Source organism: Janthinobacterium sp. FT14W, from assembly GCF_009208755.1.
Lineage (GTDB): Bacteria > Pseudomonadota > Gammaproteobacteria > Burkholderiales > Burkholderiaceae_D > Janthinobacterium > Janthinobacterium violaceinigrum.
This window is the reverse complement of the sequence record NZ_WFLL01000028.1, coordinates 30,508-47,526: the sequence shown is the minus strand read 5'-3', so window position 1 is coordinate 47,526 and position 17,019 is coordinate 30,508. Positions and strand designations below refer to the sequence as shown.

Genomic DNA, 17,019 nt, shown 5'->3' with positions numbered 1-17,019 from the left:
CTTGAAACACGGCAGGGGCAGCGGCAGGCAATGACAAGGAGCGCATCCATGACGAAACGCACGAAACGCATGCTCATCATGCTGGGGGCGGTGCTGCTGTTGATTGCCCTGCTGGCGCTGGGTTTTTTCCTGCACATCCGCCAGCTCATGGCCAGTTCGCCCAAGCCGGCGCCGCAGACGGTGTCGGCGACCACCATCCGCAAGGCCGACTGGCAGCCGCGCCTGGCGTCGGTGGGCACCCTGGTGGCCGTGCGCGGCGTCGACGTGACGAGCGAAATTGCCGGCCTCGTCAGGTCCATCCATTTCAAGTCCGGCCAGGAGGTGACGGCGGGGCAAGTGCTGGTGCAGCTGAATGCCGACGCGGATCTGGCGCAGCTGCGCGCGCTGGAGGCGGCCGCCGAACTGGCCGCGTCCGTGCTGGCGCGCGACCGCCAGCAGTTTGCCGTGCAGGCGATCAGCCAGGCGCAGGTCGACAGCGACCTGGCCGACGTGAAAAGCCGCAAGGCGCTGGCCGCCCAGCAGGCGGCGCTGGTGGACAAGAAGACCATCCGCGCGCCGTTCGCGGGGAAACTGGGCATCACCACCGTCAATCCGGGCCAGTACCTGAATCCAGGCGACAAGATCGTCACCCTGCAAACCATCGACCCCATCTACGTCGACTTCTATATTCCGCAAAAGCAGCTGGGCGGCCTGCAAGTGGGGCAAGCCCTGAAGCTGTCCAGCGATGCGCATGCGGACACGGCGTTTGCGGGCAAGGTCAGCGCCATCAGTTCCAAGGTCGACCCCGCCACGCGCAATGTGCAGGTGGAGGCCACGGTGGCCAATCCCCAGCGGCGTTTGTTGCCGGGCATGTTTGCCAACGTCCACGTGGAAGTGGGGGCGAAGAAACAGTATCTGACCTTGCCGCAGACGGCGATCACCTACAACCCGTATGGTTCCACCGTCTTCGTCGTGCACCCGGCCCCGGTCCCGGCGTCCAGGACCGCCGTGCCGGGCAGCGCCGGCCCCGCCGCGCCGCCGCCCAAGGCGGGCGAGCTGGTGGTGCGGCAAGTGTTCGTCACCACGGGCGAAACGCGGGGCGACCAGGTGGCCGTGCTGACGGGCTTGTCCGAGGGGCAGCAGGTCGTCACCAGCGGGCAGATCAAGCTCAAGAATGGCAGCCCGGTCGTGATCAGCAACGTCGTCGAGCCGCGCAACAACCCGCAGCCCACGCCGCAGGAACACTGAGGCGCCGCCATGAACTTCACCGATCTCTTTATCCGCCGGCCCGTGCTGGCGATGGTGGTGAGCCTGCTGCTGGTGGTGCTGGGCTTGCGCTCCCTGTTCAGCCTGCCCATCAACCAGTATCCGAAGACGCAGAACGCCGTAGTGACGATCTCCACCACCTATTACGGCGCCGATGCACAGACGGTGGCCGGTTTCATCACGCAGCCGCTGGAATCGGCCATCGCCCAGGCGCAGGGCATCGATTATCTGTCTTCATCCAGCAGCAGCGGCGTGTCGACCATCACGGCCACCTTGCGCCTCAATTACGACGCGAACCGGGCTTTGACGGAAATCAATACCCAGGTCAGTTCCGTGAAAAACCAGTTGCCCGTGCAGGCGCAGACGCCCGTGCTGACGGTGCAGATAGGACAGACGACGGACGCCATGTACCTGGGCTTTTACAGCAAGACCTTGCCGACGAATAATGTGACGGATTACCTGAGCCGCGTGGTCAAGCCCAAGCTCGATTCCATCAGCGGCGTGCAGACGGCGGAATTGCTGGGCGCGCGCCTGTTCGCGCTGCGCGCCTGGCTGGATGCGGACAAGATGGCCGCGTTCGGCGTGACGGCAGCGGAGGTCAGCACCGCCCTGGGCAATAACAATTACCTGGCCGCGCTGGGGTCCAGCAAGGGCCAGATGGTGACCGTGCCCCTGACGGCCGGGACGGACCTGCATTCGGTCGAGGAATTCAGGCAGCTCGTCGTCAAGCGCAGCGGCGACTCCATCGTGCGCCTGGAAGACCTGGCCACCGTCGTGCTGGGCTCGGAAAACTACGATTTCAACGTGGCCTTCAGCGGCGTGCGCTCCGTCTTCATCGGCATCAAGGTGGCGCCCGAAGCCAATATCCTCGACGTGGCCAAGCGCGTGCGTGCCAGCTTTCCGGACATCCAGTCCCAGTTGCCGGCCGGGCTGACGGGCGAAATCGTGTATGACTCCACGTTCTTTATCAACACGTCCATCCGCGAAGTCATCAAGACCCTGGTCGAGGCGCTGCTGATCGTCACCATCGTCATCTACCTGTTCCTGGGCAGCCTGCGGGCCGTGATCGTGCCCGTGATCGCCATGCCGCTATCCCTGATCGGCACGTTTACCGCCATGCTGGCGCTCGGCTATTCCATCAACCTGCTGACCTTGCTGGCCATCGTGCTGGCCATCGGCCTGGTGGTCGACGACGCCATCATCGTGGTGGAAAACGTGGACCGCCACATGAAGCAGGGCCAGCCGCCGCTGGAGGCCAGCTTGCTGGCGGCGCGCGAACTGGGCAGCCCCATCCTGGCCATGACGGTGGTGCTGATCGCCGTGTACGTGCCCATCGGCTTCCAGGGCGGGCTGACGGGGGCATTGTTTACCGAGTTCGCCTTCACCCTGGCCGGCGCCGTGGCCGTGTCGGGCGTGGTGGCCCTGACCCTGTCGCCCATGATGTGTTCGCGCGTTTTCCGCCCGGAGCAGGATAGCGGCCGCTTCGTGCAAGCCATCGACCGCGTCTTCGGCAAGGTGCACGAGGCCTACCAGCGCCTGCTGCACGCGCTGCTCGATACCTGGCCCGTGCTCATCGTCATGGCGGCGATACTGATGGTGGTGCTGGGGCTGATGTTCAAGATGTCGCAGTCCGAGCTGGCGCCCGAGGAAGACCAGGGCGTCGTGCTGTCGCAGGTGGTGGGCGACCCGACGGCCACGTCGGACCAGATGCAGGTGTATGCCGAGCAGATCTACCAGGTGGCCAGGGCCATGCCCGAATACAGCCAGATGTTCCAGATCACGGGCGTGCCGACCGTTAACTCGGGTTTCGGCGGCATGCTGATGACGCCCTGGGGGGAGCGCGCGCGCAGCGCCCAGCAAGTGCAGCAAGACTTGCAGGCGGGCTGGAACAGGATTGCCGGCGCCCGCGTGGCCGCCTTCCAGTTTCCCGCCTTGCCGGGTTCCTCTGGCTTGCCCGTGCAATTCGTCATCGCCACCACGGAACCGTTTGAAAACCTCGATACCATCGCGCAGCAGGTGCTGGAGAAGGCGCGCTCGTCGGGCAAGTTCTATTTCATCGACACGGACTTGAAGATCGACAAGCCGCAAGCCACCGTCGTGATCGACCGCGACAGCGTTGCCGCGCTGGGCATGACGCAGCAGGATGTCGGGGCGGCCTTGGGAGCGGCCCTCGGCGGCGCCTACGTCAATTATTTCTCCATCGCGGGACGCTCGTATAAAGTGATTCCGCAGGTGCTGCAGGTCGACCGCCTGAATCCCTCGGCCGTGCTGGACTTCCATATCAAGACGCCCGACGGCACGATGATACCGGCCAGCACGGTGGCGCATATCCAGTACGATGTCGTGCCCGAGTCGATCAACCGCTTCCAGCAACTGAACTCCGTCACCCTGTCCGGCGTGTCCGGTGCCTCGCAGGGCGAGGTGCTGGCCTTCATGCGCGACACGCTGGCCCAGGTGGCGCCCAGCGGCTACACGGTCGATTATGCGGGGCAGTCGCGCCAGTTCGTGCAGGAATCGGGCGGCTTCATCGTCACCATGCTGTTTGCCGTGGTGATCGTCTTCCTGGCGCTGGCGGCGCAGTTCGAGAGCTTCCGCGATCCCGTCGTGATCCTCGTTTCCGTGCCGCTGGCCCTGTTTGGCGCCACCATGTTCATCTTCCTCGGCTTTGCATCGATCAACATCTATACGGAAGTGGGCCTGGTGACCTTGATGGGACTGATCAGCAAGCATGGCATCCTGATCGTGGAAGTGGCCAATCAGCTGCAAAAGACGGGCAAGAGCAAGCGTGAAGCCGTCGAAGCGGCCGCTGCCGTGCGCCTGCGTCCCATCCTGATGACGACGGCGGCCATGGTGTTCGGCGTGCTGCCCCTGGTGATCGCCTCGGGGGCGGGCGCGGCCGGGCGCCACGCGATGGGACTGGTGATTTTCACGGGCCTGTCCATCGGCACCCTGTTTACCCTGTTCGTGGTGCCGGCCATGTACCTGTTCCTGGCGGCGGACCACCAGGCGCTCGGCGCGCGGACGGCCGGCAAGACCGTGCCCGCCCATTGACGGAGCGCGCCGGCGAGATCGTGGTTGCCGGATCAAGAAGCACTGCCGCAATGCTCGCCGTAGCAGATCGCGGACGCGAAAAGAGCCTTCGTGGGAAGGCTCTTTTTCTGCATCGCACCGATGCCATATGCAAGTACCGCATGCTGGTACGGCGTTGAAATGCCGAAGGTAAATACGGCAGGCAAATACGGCAGGCAAATACCGCAGGTAAATACGGCAGGTAAATACGGGATGGAAAATAGCGCAAGCAACTACGGCAAGCAACATAGCATGCCAGGACGGTATGCAAATATGGCATGCCAGGAAGGCATGCGCGCTCCGCTGGCGGGGCGAAGCGGACGGGACTTTTAGCTGCTGCGCGGCGGTGGCGTGGTGGTGCCGGCTCCGGTCCCGGTGCCAGGCGTGGTACCGGGCGGGGTGGCCGGCGGGGTGGCCGTGCCGTCGGGATTGATGCCCGGTGCAACGGATGGGGTGGCAGGCGCAGTGGCATCCGGCGTGGCCGTGCCGCTGGCGCCCGAGGTGCCGCTGCCGTTCGTGTCTGGCTTGATGGCTGGTGTCGCGGGTGTCGCGGGCGTGGCCGGCGGGGCGGCGGTAGTGGACTCGTTGTGCTTGTTGCAGCCGCCCAGCAGCGCGCACACGATGGCGGTGCCGAGGACAAGCTTGCTGGTGCTAGGGAGTGGAGCCGTCATGATTGTTCCTTTCTTGTTAGAAAGCTGTCGTGGGTGATCGTACCTCGCCAGGCCGTTTGGCACCGTGCGGGCAGGCCGTCGTAGCAAGGCTGGCATCGCTTGCAAAAATTAGAGTAGGCAGGGGCGCGCAGGTTCACCGGATTTACAAATCAGCGGCCATCGGCGGGAGGAGAGGCGATCCGCTTTGACATGGCGCAAGCATGCCACGTGAACGGGAGGGAATGGGCCAGGACAGAGCGTCCTGGCCGCAGGCGACGGTTTATTTGGCGGCAGGGGCCTTGCGCACTTCCACTTCCCAATCCACGCCCGATGCGACATGGTGTTTGGCAGCAAAGTCACCCTGGCTGATGGCCACGGCGACATCGAGCAGGCTGTTCAGGTAGACCAGCGGCTGGCCCTTGGCGACGCCGCCAAACGTGTGCTCGAATGGCGCCGTGACCTTGGCCACTTGCTTGCCCTTGTGCAAAATGCGCACTTGCAGCGTATCGTGCAGTTTCACCTGCAATTCGTCGAGCAGGGATTTCGGGATAGTCGTCCACACATTGCCATACTTGACGTCGAGCACGGGCACGATGCCGCGGATGGTATTGCCATCGCGCACAGGTTTTTGATACGCAATCTTGACGACGGATTCGTTGGGCAGTTGCGGGCCCACCTGCTCATAGCTGATGGCGCCCGAGGCCAGGCGCGCGCCCACGTACGCGTACACGTCGCGGCCATGGAAGGTGTAGGACTCGGCGGAGCCGGCCAGGCGGTTGACTTTTTCATCGATCTCGCGCAGTTCGGCCACGCCGTCGCGTTCGGCGATCAGGGTGAACAGGCCATTGTCCGGCCCCACGAAGTAGCGTCCGCCCCTGGTTTTCAGCACCACGGACTTGCGCGCCGTGCCCACGCCCGGGTCGATGACGGAAACGAACACCGTGCCTTGCGGCCAGTAATTGGCCGTCTGGTACAAACGGTAGGCGCCCAGCCAGATGTCGTAGTCGGGAATCTGGTGCGTGAGGTCCGAGATGGTCAGCTGCGGGTCGACGCCATAGGCGACGCCATGCATGGCGGACACGGCGCCGTCGGCCGTGCCGAAGTCCGTCATCAGCACCAGCGGCGCGGCAGCCTGGGCGCTGGGCAGCAGGAGGGCGCTCAGGCAGGCGCCGGCGACGAGGCGGGAGATGCGTTTGATGATCATATGCTCTTTCCGTGTTTGCTTGTAGAAGGTTTAGCTCAGTTCGTGCAGTTCCGGGTCCTCGCTGGCGATGCCGTGCGCGGTCAGGCGGTCGAGGAGCGCAGGCGCTCGTCAGCCGCCATGGAGCTCAGCTGCCCGCATCGATGCGGGCCGGCACGGCTTGCGCCGTCTGCTGCGCCCGCACGTAGGGCGAGTACAGCACGGCGGGCGGCTGTTGTTCAGGGGGAGGAGGGGGCGAACCAGTCGCCAAGGTCTTGCGACTGGCGCCTGGCGCGCGCCCAGGCCGGAGAGGGGGACATCGCCATCGCGCCCGGCGATGGCGATCGACAGCTGTTGTTCCGCTTCGGCAGCATCGCGGGGCACGTTGCCGGCGCTTTGGCCGTGACGCACGATGCAGATTTGCTGCGGCCATTTTTGTTCCATCGCCTCGCGCCTTCCTCCGTATTGATTGCGTATCAATATAGACGAAAGCGGCAAGGCGCGCCGCGCCGCTGTTCTTGCGGCCAGCCTCAGGCGGCGTGCTCCGCCTCGTCCAGGTCGGGCGCGTCGTCGCTGTTGTAGACGGCCAGGTCGGTCTGCCCCATGACCCGGCTGGTGACGGTGCCGGCCGTAATCGAGCCGCTCACGTTGAGGGCCGTGCGGCCCATGTCGATCAGCGGTTCGACGGAAATCAGCAAGCCGGCCAGGGCGACGGGCAAGTCCATTGCCGACAGCACGATCAGGGCGGCAAACGTGGCGCCCCCGCCCACGCCGGCCACGCCGACGGAACCGATGGTGATGATGGCCAGCAATGGCAGCAGGAAGCTGATCGTAAACGGATCGACGCCGACGGTGGGGGCGATCATGACGGCCAGCATGGCGGGATAAATGCCGGCGCAGCCGTTCTGGCCGATGGTCGAACCGAACGAGGCGGCAAAGTTGGCGATGCCTTCCGGCGTGCCCAGGCGCTGGGTTTGCGTTTGCACGCTCATCGGGATCGAACCGGCGCTGGTGCGCGAGGTGAACGCGAAGGCCAGCACGGGGAAGACCTTTTTCACGAAGCGCAGCGGGTTCAGGCCCACGCCGGCGATGATGGCCAGGTGCACGAGGAACATCAATATCAGCGCGCTGTACGAGGCGACGACGAAGTTGATCAGTTTCAAGATGTCCGTGTAGCTGGACGAGGCCACCACTTCAAACATCAGCGCGAACACGCCGTACGGCGTCAGGCGCAGCACCAGGGTGACCATGCGCATGACGATGGCGTGCGCCACTTTCATGAAGTTTTCGAAGGAAGCGAAAATCTCCGGCTTTTTCGCCGCGATGCCCGTGGCCGAGATGCCGATGAAGATGGAGAACACCACCACGGCGATGGTCGACGTCTTGCGCGCGCCCGTCATGTCGAGGAAGGGGTTGGTGGGCACGAAGCTGACCAGCAGTTTCGGCAAGGACAGGGCCTTCGCCGTTTCCAGCGAGCCTTGCAGCTGCACGCCGCGCGCCACTTCGGCGGCGCTCGACGTCAGGCCCACGGCCGTCAGGCCGAACAGCTTGGCCATCAGGATGCCCAGCGCGGCAGCGATGGTCGTGGTGATGAGCAGGGTACCGATGGTCAGCGCGCTGATCTTGCCCAGGGAACTCGCGTCCTTGAGTTTCAGGATGGCGGAAATGATGGAGACCATGATCAGCGGCATGATGATCATTTGCAGCAATTTCACATAGCCGCTGCCGACGATGTCGACGTATTCATTGGTGCCGGCGATGACGGGCGAACCGGCGCCATACAGCGCTTGCGCGGCCGCACCCAGCAGCACGCCCAGGCCCAGGCCCGTGAAGACGCGCACGGTGAACGTGGCGTGCTGGCGCTGCTGGTGGAACATGAAGGCGAAGACGATCAGCGCAACGAGCAGGTTCAGAATGATGTTAATTGCCATGTAGGGGCCTTATCTTGGTTTTATTCGAGACTGCAGAGAGCATGAGAACTTTACTACAAGTAACAGCTGCCCCAGCCTGTGGCGAAAGGGCAAGCACTGTACAGTACTATGGGGGCGTTCTGCGCAATGCTGCTGCGAATATTACGCTATATGAATATGCTCCACAGGCATAAGCCTTCTGGATGATTGTGAATTTGGCTATTTCGTGCCAGCATGGTTTTCCGTTTGCTAAGATGCGCGCGTTATTTTAATAAGGAAAAAGATGAATGCTTTAACGGAAGTACAAGTGCTCGATGCGGAAGAGCGCTTGCGCCTGGCCATGATGGCGTCCGACGTGGCCGCACTGAATGTCTTGCTGGCTGACGATTTGCTGTTTACCAACCATCTGGGCCACTTGCTGAGCAAGCATGCGGACCTGGCCGCGCACGAACAGCGCTTGCTGACGATCACCGAACTGCGCGCTTCCGAGCGCCATGTGCGCATCACTGGCAGCGTGGCCGTGGTCTCCGTGCGCATGCAGCTGACGGGCAGCTATCACGACGTGGAAACGCATGGCGACTTCCGTTTTACGCGCGTCTGGGCGCAGGATGCGGCCGGCGCGCTGCAAGTGATCGCCGCCCATTCCGGCGTCGTGGCTTGAGGAGCAAGATTTAGTGGATCATCGTTCCAAAGGGCAGCTGTTGGAAGCTGTCATCGCCGCCGGCCCGGCCACCCTGGCCATCACGGCCGGCTATCCCGTGCTGTTGTACAACCTGGTGCGCACCTGGGCCGACGCCCCCGGAGACCATGCCCTGGCGGCGCTGCTGCTGACGGGCGGCCTGTGGGCCTTGCTGGAATTCTGGCGCATCGCCCTGGCGACCGTGGCGCGCAAGGCGTATGCCTTCAACTGGCGCTTCTGGCTGGCCATCGCTGGTTTTCTCGCCTGCTTCGTGCGTTTCGTGCCGGACATGCCGGCCGGACTGATGTTGTTGCTGATGGTGCTGCCGGCGCTGGCGTGGACGCATTTCATCTTCTTGCAGATCAAGCGCCCGCGCAAGGCTTGATTGCTGGAAGTGTCGTAGCGGGAGCGATATGGCATGAGTGAAATCCAAAAACTGGGTGAGCAATTCCACGCGATAGCGTCGAAATCCGACTCTTTCATGGCGGCGTATTCCGATGCCGTCAAACTGCGCGTGGCGCGAACGCTGATCAGCAAAGGGCCGTTATGTAACGTCAGGCCATTCGAAGCCCAAAGGGCCGGCTTCAAGCCGGGAAAAGAGCTAAAGTCGCTGCCCGCGACGCTGAAAGATACCCATGTTTACTATTTCGATGGGGAAGGCAGGGTCATCCTGGTGGAAAGCTATGGCGGATCTGCTGCCATCATCAACAGGAGTTTCTATTTTCATGAGCGCGGCGAACTGAAAAGCGTGCATTTCAATGCGGGAGGGAGCTTGAGGAATGTCATGCTCAGTTTTCTTGACGGGGCACGCATCGCGCAGGACATTAATTTCGGAAAATTTGGTGTAGGGAGTTACGATTATCTGTATGAGGATGATCGCCTCCATTCCATCATGGTCCGGCAGAAAGAGCATGGACAGGAAAACCCTGCCGGATATCAGATTCTGTTCGGCTATGTGGACGGACAGCTGGAGAATATTCTTCACGTGTTTGCGAATGGATATCAGGAGCAGCGCTATCCATGACGATGGTGGTTTTCAAGGCAAGGCCATGAAAAGATACAGGTGGCATCTGTATTCTTGTGGGACGGATGCGGTGGACGCCAATGCAGCGTGGACGGGCGGGCATGCCGCTGCGGGCATCGGTACAGACTGCGGAAATTACATGCCCGGGAATGAAGGCGATTTCGCCGTGGTCGTGGATCAGCGTATTCCGGCAAAAGCGGATATGTTTTCCATGGGGCGCTTATCGCCGTCCATCATGTCCGCCAGGCTGCACCAGTTGATTATGGCTGGCCCTCGCCATCCTGTGCGTCCAGCCACTGTATCCGTCCATTGCCCGCCTCATGCAGGTGGGCCAGCAGGGCGGTGGCCGCCGTTTCCGCCAGGCTGAAGTCGAACAGCACGGCGTCGGCGTGCGCCACGTTCAGCAAGGTGGCGCCGGCGCCATCGAGTTCGCGGCGCAGCATGCCTTCCATCGCATACGGCACCGTGCAGCGCAGGGTACGCTGGCGCACGATGGCCGTCTTTTCCGCCTGCAACAATGCTTGCGCCACGCTGTCCGTGTAGGCGCGTACGAGGCCGCCCGCGCCCAGCTTGATGCCGCCAAAGTAGCGCACGACGGTGGCCAGCACGCCTTCGAGGTCCTGGTGGCGCAGCACGTCGAGCATGGGCCGCCCGGCTGTGCCGCTCGGCTCGCCATCATCGACGGCCGCCGATTGCCCGCCCGCCAGCAGCGCCCAGCACACATGGCAGGCGCCCGGATGCTGCGCCTTCAAATCGTTGACCATCTGCTGCGCGCTGGCGCGGTCCGTCATCGGCTGCACGCAACCGATGAAACGGCTTTTCTTGATGATCAGTTCGCTGTGGACGGGAGCGGCAATGGTAAACGGCATGGCGGGTGCGAAGGCGGGCAAAGCAGCATGATAGAGGAAATGCGCGCCGGCGACGAGCCGGTGCCGCCTACTTGCCCGATGGCGATACCAGTTCGCGCAGCGCCGCATCGCGCACTTGCACGATGTCGAACAGTCCCAGCGCGTGCAGGGCGGGCAGGGCGTCGAGGATGTCGCGTTCGGCGATGGCCTTTTCGGCGCTGCTGCTCGTGTCGTCCAGCCACAGCCGGGCGTTGGCCAGGAACGCCCCTACCGTGCCCTTGCGCACGGTGACGCCATTGAACTGGCCCTGGTTTTGTTGATCCGCCAACACGTTTTCTGCACGCATGCTGTACTCCTGAATAATGGAAAGACTCCACTGTATGATGGCGGGATTGTCTTGCCTGCGTTGTTTATGCCTATCGATACGTCAAATCCGCCAATCTTGCCGCCGACGCTGCGCGCCATGCGCATGTCCCAGCCGCAGGAGCGGGTGACGCCGCCGCACCGCCACGCCAGCGGCCAGCTGTTCGGCGCCATGCGGGGCTTGCTTTCCGTTGCCGCCGACCGCGGACAGTGGGTGGTGCCGGCCAGCCACTGCGTGTGGATGCCGCCCCATCACGTCCACGCGCTGCGTTCGCATGGCCCGTTTGCGGGCTGGAGCGTGTATGTGGACGAGGCCAGTTGCGCCACCTTGCCTGCCGCGCCGTGCGTGATGCGCGTCTCGGGCCTGCTGCGCGAGGCGGTGGCCCGCGCCAGCGTCTGGGACGACGGTGCGCTGGACGCGCGCCAAGTCCGGGTGGCAGGCGTGATCCTCGACGAGATCGCCGCCGCGCCGCACGAGCCGTTCGGCTTGTCGCTCCCCACGGACCCGCGCCTGCTGCACGTGGCGCGCGCCGTGCTCGACGACCTGGCCGACGAGCGGGGCGTGGAAGCGCTGGCCGCCCGGGCCGGCGTGTCGCCGCGCACTCTTACCCGCCGTTTCACGTTGGAGACGGGTTTTACGCCAACAGCCTGGCGCCAGCGCGCCCGCATCCTGCGCGCCCTGGAACTATTGGCTGCCGGCCAGCCCGTCACGTCAATTGCGCTGGACCTGGGCTACGGCAACGTCAGCGCCTTCATCGCCATGTTCCGGCGCGTGATGGGAGTTACGCCGGGGAGGTATGGGGAGGGCAGTTAATCGAGCAAAATCGGTACTTGATAAAGCGCAACTTGCTGTAGATAGAGACGGCCAAGGCTGACGCTGTGTACGAATGCCGGACTTGACCCCGATCCTACCGATCCCCTCCTTGGAACTGTCTGGTGAAGGATATTAACGGGCTGGGTAGCGTCGCTGTGCCTCCGCTGCCTGTTCTGGAAGCTCGGGGAAAACGTAGCTCCTGGTGACGCCCAAATCCGCCAATTCAGCCAGGATGGCTTTTTTGGCCGCCCCCTTGATACGGATCTTGTCTGGCGTCTTATGGTTTTCAACCTTCCATAAACTTGTACTGGCTGGGCTGCAGATGATAAAGGCACCCTGTTGGCGGCGAATACGCTCATTGTTGACAGGTGCGTATGCGAAATAGAAATGCGTGAACTGCATCAGGAATCTACCTAGACTGTTCCGCTCGGAATTATTCTCGATTTTAAGCTGGCGGCATACAGAATCGATGAATGCCAAGCGTCGATCCACGAACCGGTTCTGGAATCTTTCGAGAAAGGTCTGGCTTTCCGATATGGCCAGCGCTGCGCGAGTCAATCCTAATTCCTTCCTTTCAATGTCCAGTCTATCTCTCCACGGATTGATGAATCCGCTGATAAGTTTTTCTTCAATAGTTTTTATCGCCAGCGACTGTATCAGGAAATCACCTTCTGCTAACTTATCAAGCTCGGTGATTGCCGCATGTAGAAAAGCGTTCCTGTCGCTGTTAACTCCCGCGTGGCCATAATCAAATGCTGCTTCTTCGGCGAAGAAACTCTTCAACCGGTCGATGATATCCCGGCCTATGGCTGAAAACTCCGCGCTCACGCGGACTCCGGCAAGAGACGCGTCGGGCACGTCGGAAGGTTGGTACACCTCCTCCGTTTTCCAGTGGAAGAAAATTACTTCGCCGTCTGTTTCCTCATGACTGCAACATGCAAAAAACAGTGCAATCAAAGGGCTATGCGTAAGATCCAGAAGCCGGGTAGGCAGGCCATAATGCTGCATTCTTACCAACCGTTCGAAAACCGACTTGTCGTTGGAAAATGCAACGGGATCAAGCCGCATGAGCTCTTCGTACAACTCGTGCTCGACAGTCCTGAACGACTTTCCTTCTTTGATCCGGTATACAGTCGGCTCAAGCACGTACGCTGCATCTGCATGGCCCCGGTAGAACAGGGCATAGCCTTCGCCATTAGGAATAGGCGTCGTTGCTTTCTTCCAGGCCATGTATTCCGCAAGTGACGACACTTCGACGGGAATGGTCGGATTTTCGCTAGGCATAGTCGCTCCGTGTTTGCTTATCGAATGTTGAAGTTCGCTGATCTGGCTGAAATGCTTATTCTATGTTTGAAGGAAAGGATACTCCATCCATACGCTGATCAAAATAATTTCAATGTGCTGGAGGATGAGACTTGTCCCATAATTGAGGTGTTGCCAGCCTTCATGCGGGATATCAGTTGTTTGCTTACCGTTTCTGCTGATGGTTTATTTCTGGCCCGCTTGGGGCGCGGGCGGGGCGATCATCTACTGAATTGAATGGTAAGCCTGATACCTTTGGGTAGCGTGCGCTTTGGATATGTGGGATGTGAGCTGATATTGTCGTGAAGATATGGACGATTTTTTAGGCTTGCTATTGAAAGCATCCAGTCTATATTGATCGAACTACACTCGGTAAAGCAATTGACCGCCTAGGAGCGGTGTGAGGCTGGCCGGATGGTGAAGTTTCTTCGAAATGTGCGATGGGCAGTCAGAAACAAAAAAGCCAACCGCGAACGGTTGGCTTTTCTGAAGTATTTGGTAGGCCGTGCGGGATTCGAACCTGCGACCAACGGATTAAAAGTCCGCTGCTCTACCAGCTGAGCTAACGACCCAAAAACTGTACAACAACTGCGGTAACGCCGTGCCGTATCAACATGTTTGCCATGCTGACGGCTGAATCTTGGTAGGCCGTGCGGGATTCGAACCTGCGACCAACGGATTAAAAGTCCGCTGCTCTACCAGCTGAGCTAACGACCCAAGGGCGGCTATTATGACGGCCAACGGTGGTTTTGGGAAGGGCTGGACGGGATATGGGTGGAAAAAAGCCTTGCGTGGCAGGCATACGCGGACTAATATGGATAGATAGCCTACCTATATTGATGATTCCATGACCCCTGACGCAGACTTTCCCATCCCCGAGCGCGCGCTGGCGCTGTCCGATGAATTGCGCGCGGCGTTCAAGCGCCTGCTGCGCTCCATGCAGCGCGAAGGGGGCGAGCTGGAAGGCGGCGTATCGATGATGCAATACATGCTGCTGGCGCTGATCCACGAGCAGCCCGGCATCGGCGTGGCCGCGCTGGCGCGCCTGCAGAACGTGCGCGGGCCTACCGTCAGCGCCCAGGTCAAGGCGCTGGAGGTGGCGGGGCTCGTCGAGCGCAGCGCGCCCGATCCGCAGGACCGGCGCCGCTCGGGCCTGCACCTGTCCGCGCAAGGCCTGGCCATCCTCGACACCTTGCGCGCGCGCCGCCGCGATGCGCTGGCGCGGCGCATCGCCCGCCTGTCGCCGCAGCAGATGGACGCGCTGGCTGCCGCCATGCAGCCGTTGCTCGAGATTGGCCAGGCATGAGCGGCCACGATCACGCCGCGGGCGCAGCAAAAGAGGCGGCCAAGCCCGTCACCGAGCGCGAAGTGCGCGCCATCTACCTGGGCCTGATGGCCGTGCTGGGCCTCGGTGCGCTGGACCAGAGCATCGTCGCCACGGCCCTGCCGCGCATCGTCGACGACCTGGGCGGCATGGCGCACCTGTCGTGGGTGGTCACGGCCTATGTGCTGGCCTCGACGGCAACCATGCCTTTATATGGCAAGCTGGCCGACCAGTATGGTCGCCGTCCCATGATCTTCACGGCCCTGCTGACCTTTTTGCTCGGTTCCGTGCTGTGCGGGCTGGCGCAGAACATGACGGAGCTGATCATCTTCCGCGCCATCCAGGGTCTGGGGGCGGGCGGCTTCATGCCGCTGGCGCAGATCATCATCGGCGACATCGTGCCGCCCGCCGAGCGGGGCAAGCGGCAGGGCATGGTGCCCATCGTGTTTGCCGTCACCAGCGTGCTGGGGCCCGTGCTGGGCGGCGTCATCACGGATGCCCTGTCGTGGCACTGGATTTTCTACGTGAACCTGCCCATCGCCGCCGCCGCCTTTGTCATCATCGCGCGCGCCATGCGCAAACCCGTGCGCACGCATGCGCACAAGATCGATTACCTGGGGTCCGTCCTGCTGACGGGCGCCATCACGGCGGCGCTGCTGGTGCTGGCCCTGGGCGGCACGGAGTGGCCGTGGGATGCGCTGGCCGTCAAGGTGAGCGGCGGCGTCGCCGTGCTGCTGGGTATCTGGCTGGCCTTCCACGTGGGGCGGGTGGACGAACCCGTGCTGCCGCCCGACCTGTTCGGGAACCGCACCTTCAATATCGCCAGCCTGGTGATGGCCATGACCTTCATGGGCCTGATGGGCGCCAGCGTCTTCTTCCCCCTGTTCTTCCAGCTGGTGATGGGCACGAGCCCGGCGGAGTCCGGCGTGATGACGGTGGCCATGATGGTGGGGCTGGTGGCGTCGTCGATGTTCAACGGCCGGGTGCTGTCGCGCTCGGGCAAGTACAAGATGGTGCAGGTGGCGGGGCTGGCCGTGGCGCTGCTGGCGTTTGCCGTGCTGGCCTGGGCCATGGAAACGTCGCGCGGTTACTGGATCATCGAGCCGGCCATCTTCTTCCTCGGCACGGGGCTGGGCCTGGTAATGCCGAACATGACGATCGCCGTGCAGAATGCGCTGCCGCTGGCGCGGCGCGGCGTGGGCACGGCCATGCTGGCCTTCTTCCGTTCGCTGGGCGGCTTGCTGGGCGTGACGGCGTCGGGCGCCATTCTTGCGCGCCAGCTGCACCAGCATGGCGTGGAAGCCGTTTCGGCGCTGGGTGCGCACGCGGCCGTGCAGACGGTGGAAGTCTACCGCCACGCGATTGCCAGCGTGTTTGGCGCCGGCGCCGTGCTGCTGTTGCTGGGGCTGCTCGCCTTGCTGTTCTTGCCGGAATTGCCCCTGGAGGGGCATCCGGCAGCGGCGAAGGCGAAAGGCGATCAGTAGCGTTCCAGCCAGTGCGCGTACGGCGCCGGCATCACCCACGAGGCGCGCTCGACTTGCAATTCCTTGGCGGCAAAATAGGCCCAGTGGGGATTGGCCAGGTGCGCCTTGCCCACCATCACCAGGTCCAGCTGCTCGTCCTTGACGACGCGCTCGGCGATGGCCGGCGTGCCGAAGCCCCAGGCGGACGAGACGGGCACGCCCGCTTCGCGCCGCACGCGCTCTGCAATCGGGCCCATGAAGGCGGGGCCCCACGGAATCGATACGTCGGGAATCGTGAAGCCCATGCTGACGCTGAGCATATCCATGCCGGCATCCTTGAACTGGCGCACGAGGGCTATCGATTCGAGCAGGGTCTGCTCGTCGCGGCCGTCGAATTCCAGCACGCCGAAGCGGATGGTCAGCGGCAGGTGCTCGGGCCACACTGCGCGCACGGCTTTCAATGTTTCAAGCAGGAAGCGGCTGCGGTTTTCCACGCTGCCGCCATAGATGTCGTCGCGCTGGTTCGCGTGGGCGGAAAAGAAGCTTTGCGCCAGGTAGCCGTGGGCGAAGTGCAGTTCCAGCCATTCGAAGCCCACTTCGCGGGCGCGCACGGCCGCGTCGACGAAGTTCTGTTTCACGCGGGCGATATCGTCGAGGTCCATGGCGCGCGGCACCTTCGGCAAGCCGCCGCCAAAGGCGATGGCGGACGGCGCGATGGTTTGCCAGCCGCGCGCGTCGCCTTCGGGAATATGGTCGTCGCCTTCCCATGGGCGGTTGGCGCTGGCCTTGCGGCCTGCGTGGGCGATCTGGATGCCGGGCACGGAACCGGCCGCCTTGATGGCCTTTACCACCGGCACGAACGCCTGCGCCAGGTCATCGTTCCAGATGCCCGTGCAGCCGGGCGTGATGCGGCCTTCGGGCGCCACGGCCGTCGCTTCGACGATCACCAGGCCCGCGCCGCCCCGGGCCATGCCCGCGTAATGCGACAGATGCCAGTCGTTGGCCTGGCCATCGACGGCCATGTACTGGCACATGGGCGGCACGGCGATGCGGTTGCGCAAGGTGATGTCTTTGAGGGTGTAGGGCTGGAAGAGGGCGGACATGGTGGCCTTTATCTTGATTGAATGATTGAAGGAAAAGCGGCTGGA

Annotated in this window: 16 protein-coding genes and 2 tRNA genes; 8 read left to right on the top strand and 10 right to left on the bottom strand. The window is 62.7% G+C overall.

Going from position 1 to position 17,019, the window contains the following annotated elements; genetic code table 11:
- Positions 1-48: 48 nt before the first annotated feature.
- Both GCN74_RS18530 and GCN74_RS18525 read left to right on the top strand, forming a co-directional pair.
- Positions 49-1,227 (top strand): efflux RND transporter periplasmic adaptor subunit, encoded by a 1,179-nt coding sequence (locus GCN74_RS18530; protein WP_413541552.1) that lies wholly within the window; start codon positions 49-51, stop codon positions 1,225-1,227.
- A 9-nt stretch (positions 1,228-1,236) separates the two neighbouring features.
- Positions 1,237-4,296, top strand: a complete 3,060-nt coding sequence (locus GCN74_RS18525; protein ID WP_152258033.1) for an efflux RND transporter permease subunit — start codon at positions 1,237-1,239, stop codon at positions 4,294-4,296.
- A gap of 347 nt (positions 4,297-4,643) precedes the next feature.
- Here GCN74_RS18525 and GCN74_RS18520 read toward each other — a convergent pair whose 3' ends face one another.
- From GCN74_RS18520 to GCN74_RS18510, 4 genes are all read right to left on the bottom strand, one after another.
- The gene (locus GCN74_RS18520; protein WP_152258032.1) at positions 4,644-4,985 is read right to left on the bottom strand and encodes a hypothetical protein; all 342 of its coding nucleotides are present in this window, start codon (positions 4,983-4,985) and stop codon (positions 4,644-4,646) included.
- Positions 4,986-5,244: 259 nt separating this feature from the next.
- Positions 5,245-6,168, bottom strand: coding sequence for an S-adenosyl-l-methionine hydroxide adenosyltransferase family protein (locus GCN74_RS18515; RefSeq protein WP_152258031.1), 924 nt, complete (start codon positions 6,166-6,168; stop codon positions 5,245-5,247).
- 124 nt (positions 6,169-6,292) lie between these two features.
- Positions 6,293-6,415 (bottom strand): hypothetical protein, encoded by a 123-nt coding sequence (locus GCN74_RS29570; RefSeq protein ID WP_264372901.1) that lies wholly within the window; start codon positions 6,413-6,415, stop codon positions 6,293-6,295.
- A 259-nt stretch (positions 6,416-6,674) separates the two neighbouring features.
- On the bottom strand, positions 6,675-8,075 hold the full coding sequence (locus GCN74_RS18510) for an L-cystine transporter (protein WP_152258030.1): 1,401 nt from the start codon (positions 8,073-8,075) through the stop codon (positions 6,675-6,677).
- A gap of 262 nt (positions 8,076-8,337) precedes the next feature.
- Here GCN74_RS18510 and GCN74_RS18505 point away from each other — a divergent pair, with 262 nt between their 5' ends.
- Genes GCN74_RS18505 through GCN74_RS18495 form a run of 3 tightly spaced genes read left to right on the top strand, consistent with a single transcriptional unit; the run spans position 8,338 to position 9,757 of the window.
- Complete coding sequence (locus GCN74_RS18505; protein WP_152258029.1) at positions 8,338-8,715, top strand: nuclear transport factor 2 family protein; 378 nt, start codon at positions 8,338-8,340, stop codon at positions 8,713-8,715.
- A 13-nt stretch (positions 8,716-8,728) separates the two neighbouring features.
- Positions 8,729-9,118 (top strand): hypothetical protein, encoded by a 390-nt coding sequence (locus tag GCN74_RS18500; protein ID WP_152258028.1) that lies wholly within the window; start codon positions 8,729-8,731, stop codon positions 9,116-9,118.
- A 33-nt stretch (positions 9,119-9,151) separates the two neighbouring features.
- Positions 9,152-9,757 (top strand): hypothetical protein, encoded by a 606-nt coding sequence (locus GCN74_RS18495; RefSeq protein WP_152258027.1) that lies wholly within the window; start codon positions 9,152-9,154, stop codon positions 9,755-9,757.
- Between the two features lie 260 nt (positions 9,758-10,017).
- Here the strand turns inward: GCN74_RS18495 and GCN74_RS18490 are convergent, their stop codons facing one another.
- Together GCN74_RS18490 and GCN74_RS18485 are read right to left on the bottom strand one after the other, a co-directional pair.
- Positions 10,018-10,626: an IMPACT family protein gene (locus GCN74_RS18490; RefSeq protein WP_152258026.1), complete on the bottom strand. Its 609-nt coding sequence runs from the start codon at positions 10,624-10,626 to the stop codon at positions 10,018-10,020.
- Positions 10,627-10,693: 67 nt separating this feature from the next.
- Positions 10,694-10,951, bottom strand: coding sequence for a hypothetical protein (locus GCN74_RS18485; RefSeq protein ID WP_152258025.1), 258 nt, complete (start codon positions 10,949-10,951; stop codon positions 10,694-10,696).
- 117 nt (positions 10,952-11,068) lie between these two features.
- Here GCN74_RS18485 and GCN74_RS18480 point away from each other — a divergent pair, with 117 nt between their 5' ends.
- Positions 11,069-11,782: an AraC family transcriptional regulator gene (locus tag GCN74_RS18480; RefSeq protein ID WP_413541551.1), complete on the top strand. Its 714-nt coding sequence runs from the start codon at positions 11,069-11,071 to the stop codon at positions 11,780-11,782.
- A gap of 132 nt (positions 11,783-11,914) precedes the next feature.
- Here the strand turns inward: GCN74_RS18480 and GCN74_RS18475 are convergent, their stop codons facing one another.
- The 3 genes from GCN74_RS18475 to GCN74_RS18465 all read right to left on the bottom strand — a co-directional run bounded on the left by GCN74_RS18475 (position 11,915) and on the right by GCN74_RS18465 (position 13,801).
- Positions 11,915-13,066, bottom strand: coding sequence for an FRG domain-containing protein (locus GCN74_RS18475; RefSeq protein WP_152258023.1), 1,152 nt, complete (start codon positions 13,064-13,066; stop codon positions 11,915-11,917).
- Positions 13,067-13,580: 514 nt separating this feature from the next.
- Positions 13,581-13,656 (bottom strand) — tRNA-Lys (locus GCN74_RS18470).
- Between the two features lie 69 nt (positions 13,657-13,725).
- Positions 13,726-13,801: transfer RNA gene (locus GCN74_RS18465), tRNA-Lys, on the bottom strand.
- 130 nt (positions 13,802-13,931) lie between these two features.
- On the opposite strand from GCN74_RS18465, the gene GCN74_RS18460 reads away from it, so the two are divergent.
- Positions 13,932-14,390: a MarR family winged helix-turn-helix transcriptional regulator gene (locus GCN74_RS18460; protein WP_152258022.1), complete on the top strand. Its 459-nt coding sequence runs from the start codon at positions 13,932-13,934 to the stop codon at positions 14,388-14,390.
- The gene (locus GCN74_RS18455; RefSeq protein ID WP_226939112.1) at positions 14,387-15,892 is read left to right on the top strand and encodes an MDR family MFS transporter; all 1,506 of its coding nucleotides are present in this window, start codon (positions 14,387-14,389) and stop codon (positions 15,890-15,892) included. Before GCN74_RS18460 ends, GCN74_RS18455 begins: the two co-directional genes overlap by 4 nt.
- On the opposite strand, the gene GCN74_RS18450 is transcribed toward GCN74_RS18455, so the two are convergent.
- Entirely contained in the window at positions 15,886-16,974 is a 1,089-nt protein-coding gene (locus tag GCN74_RS18450; protein ID WP_152258021.1) for an NADH:flavin oxidoreductase/NADH oxidase, read from the bottom strand. The genes GCN74_RS18455 and GCN74_RS18450 overlap by 7 nt on opposite strands.
- Positions 16,975-17,019: the final 45 nt, after the last annotated feature.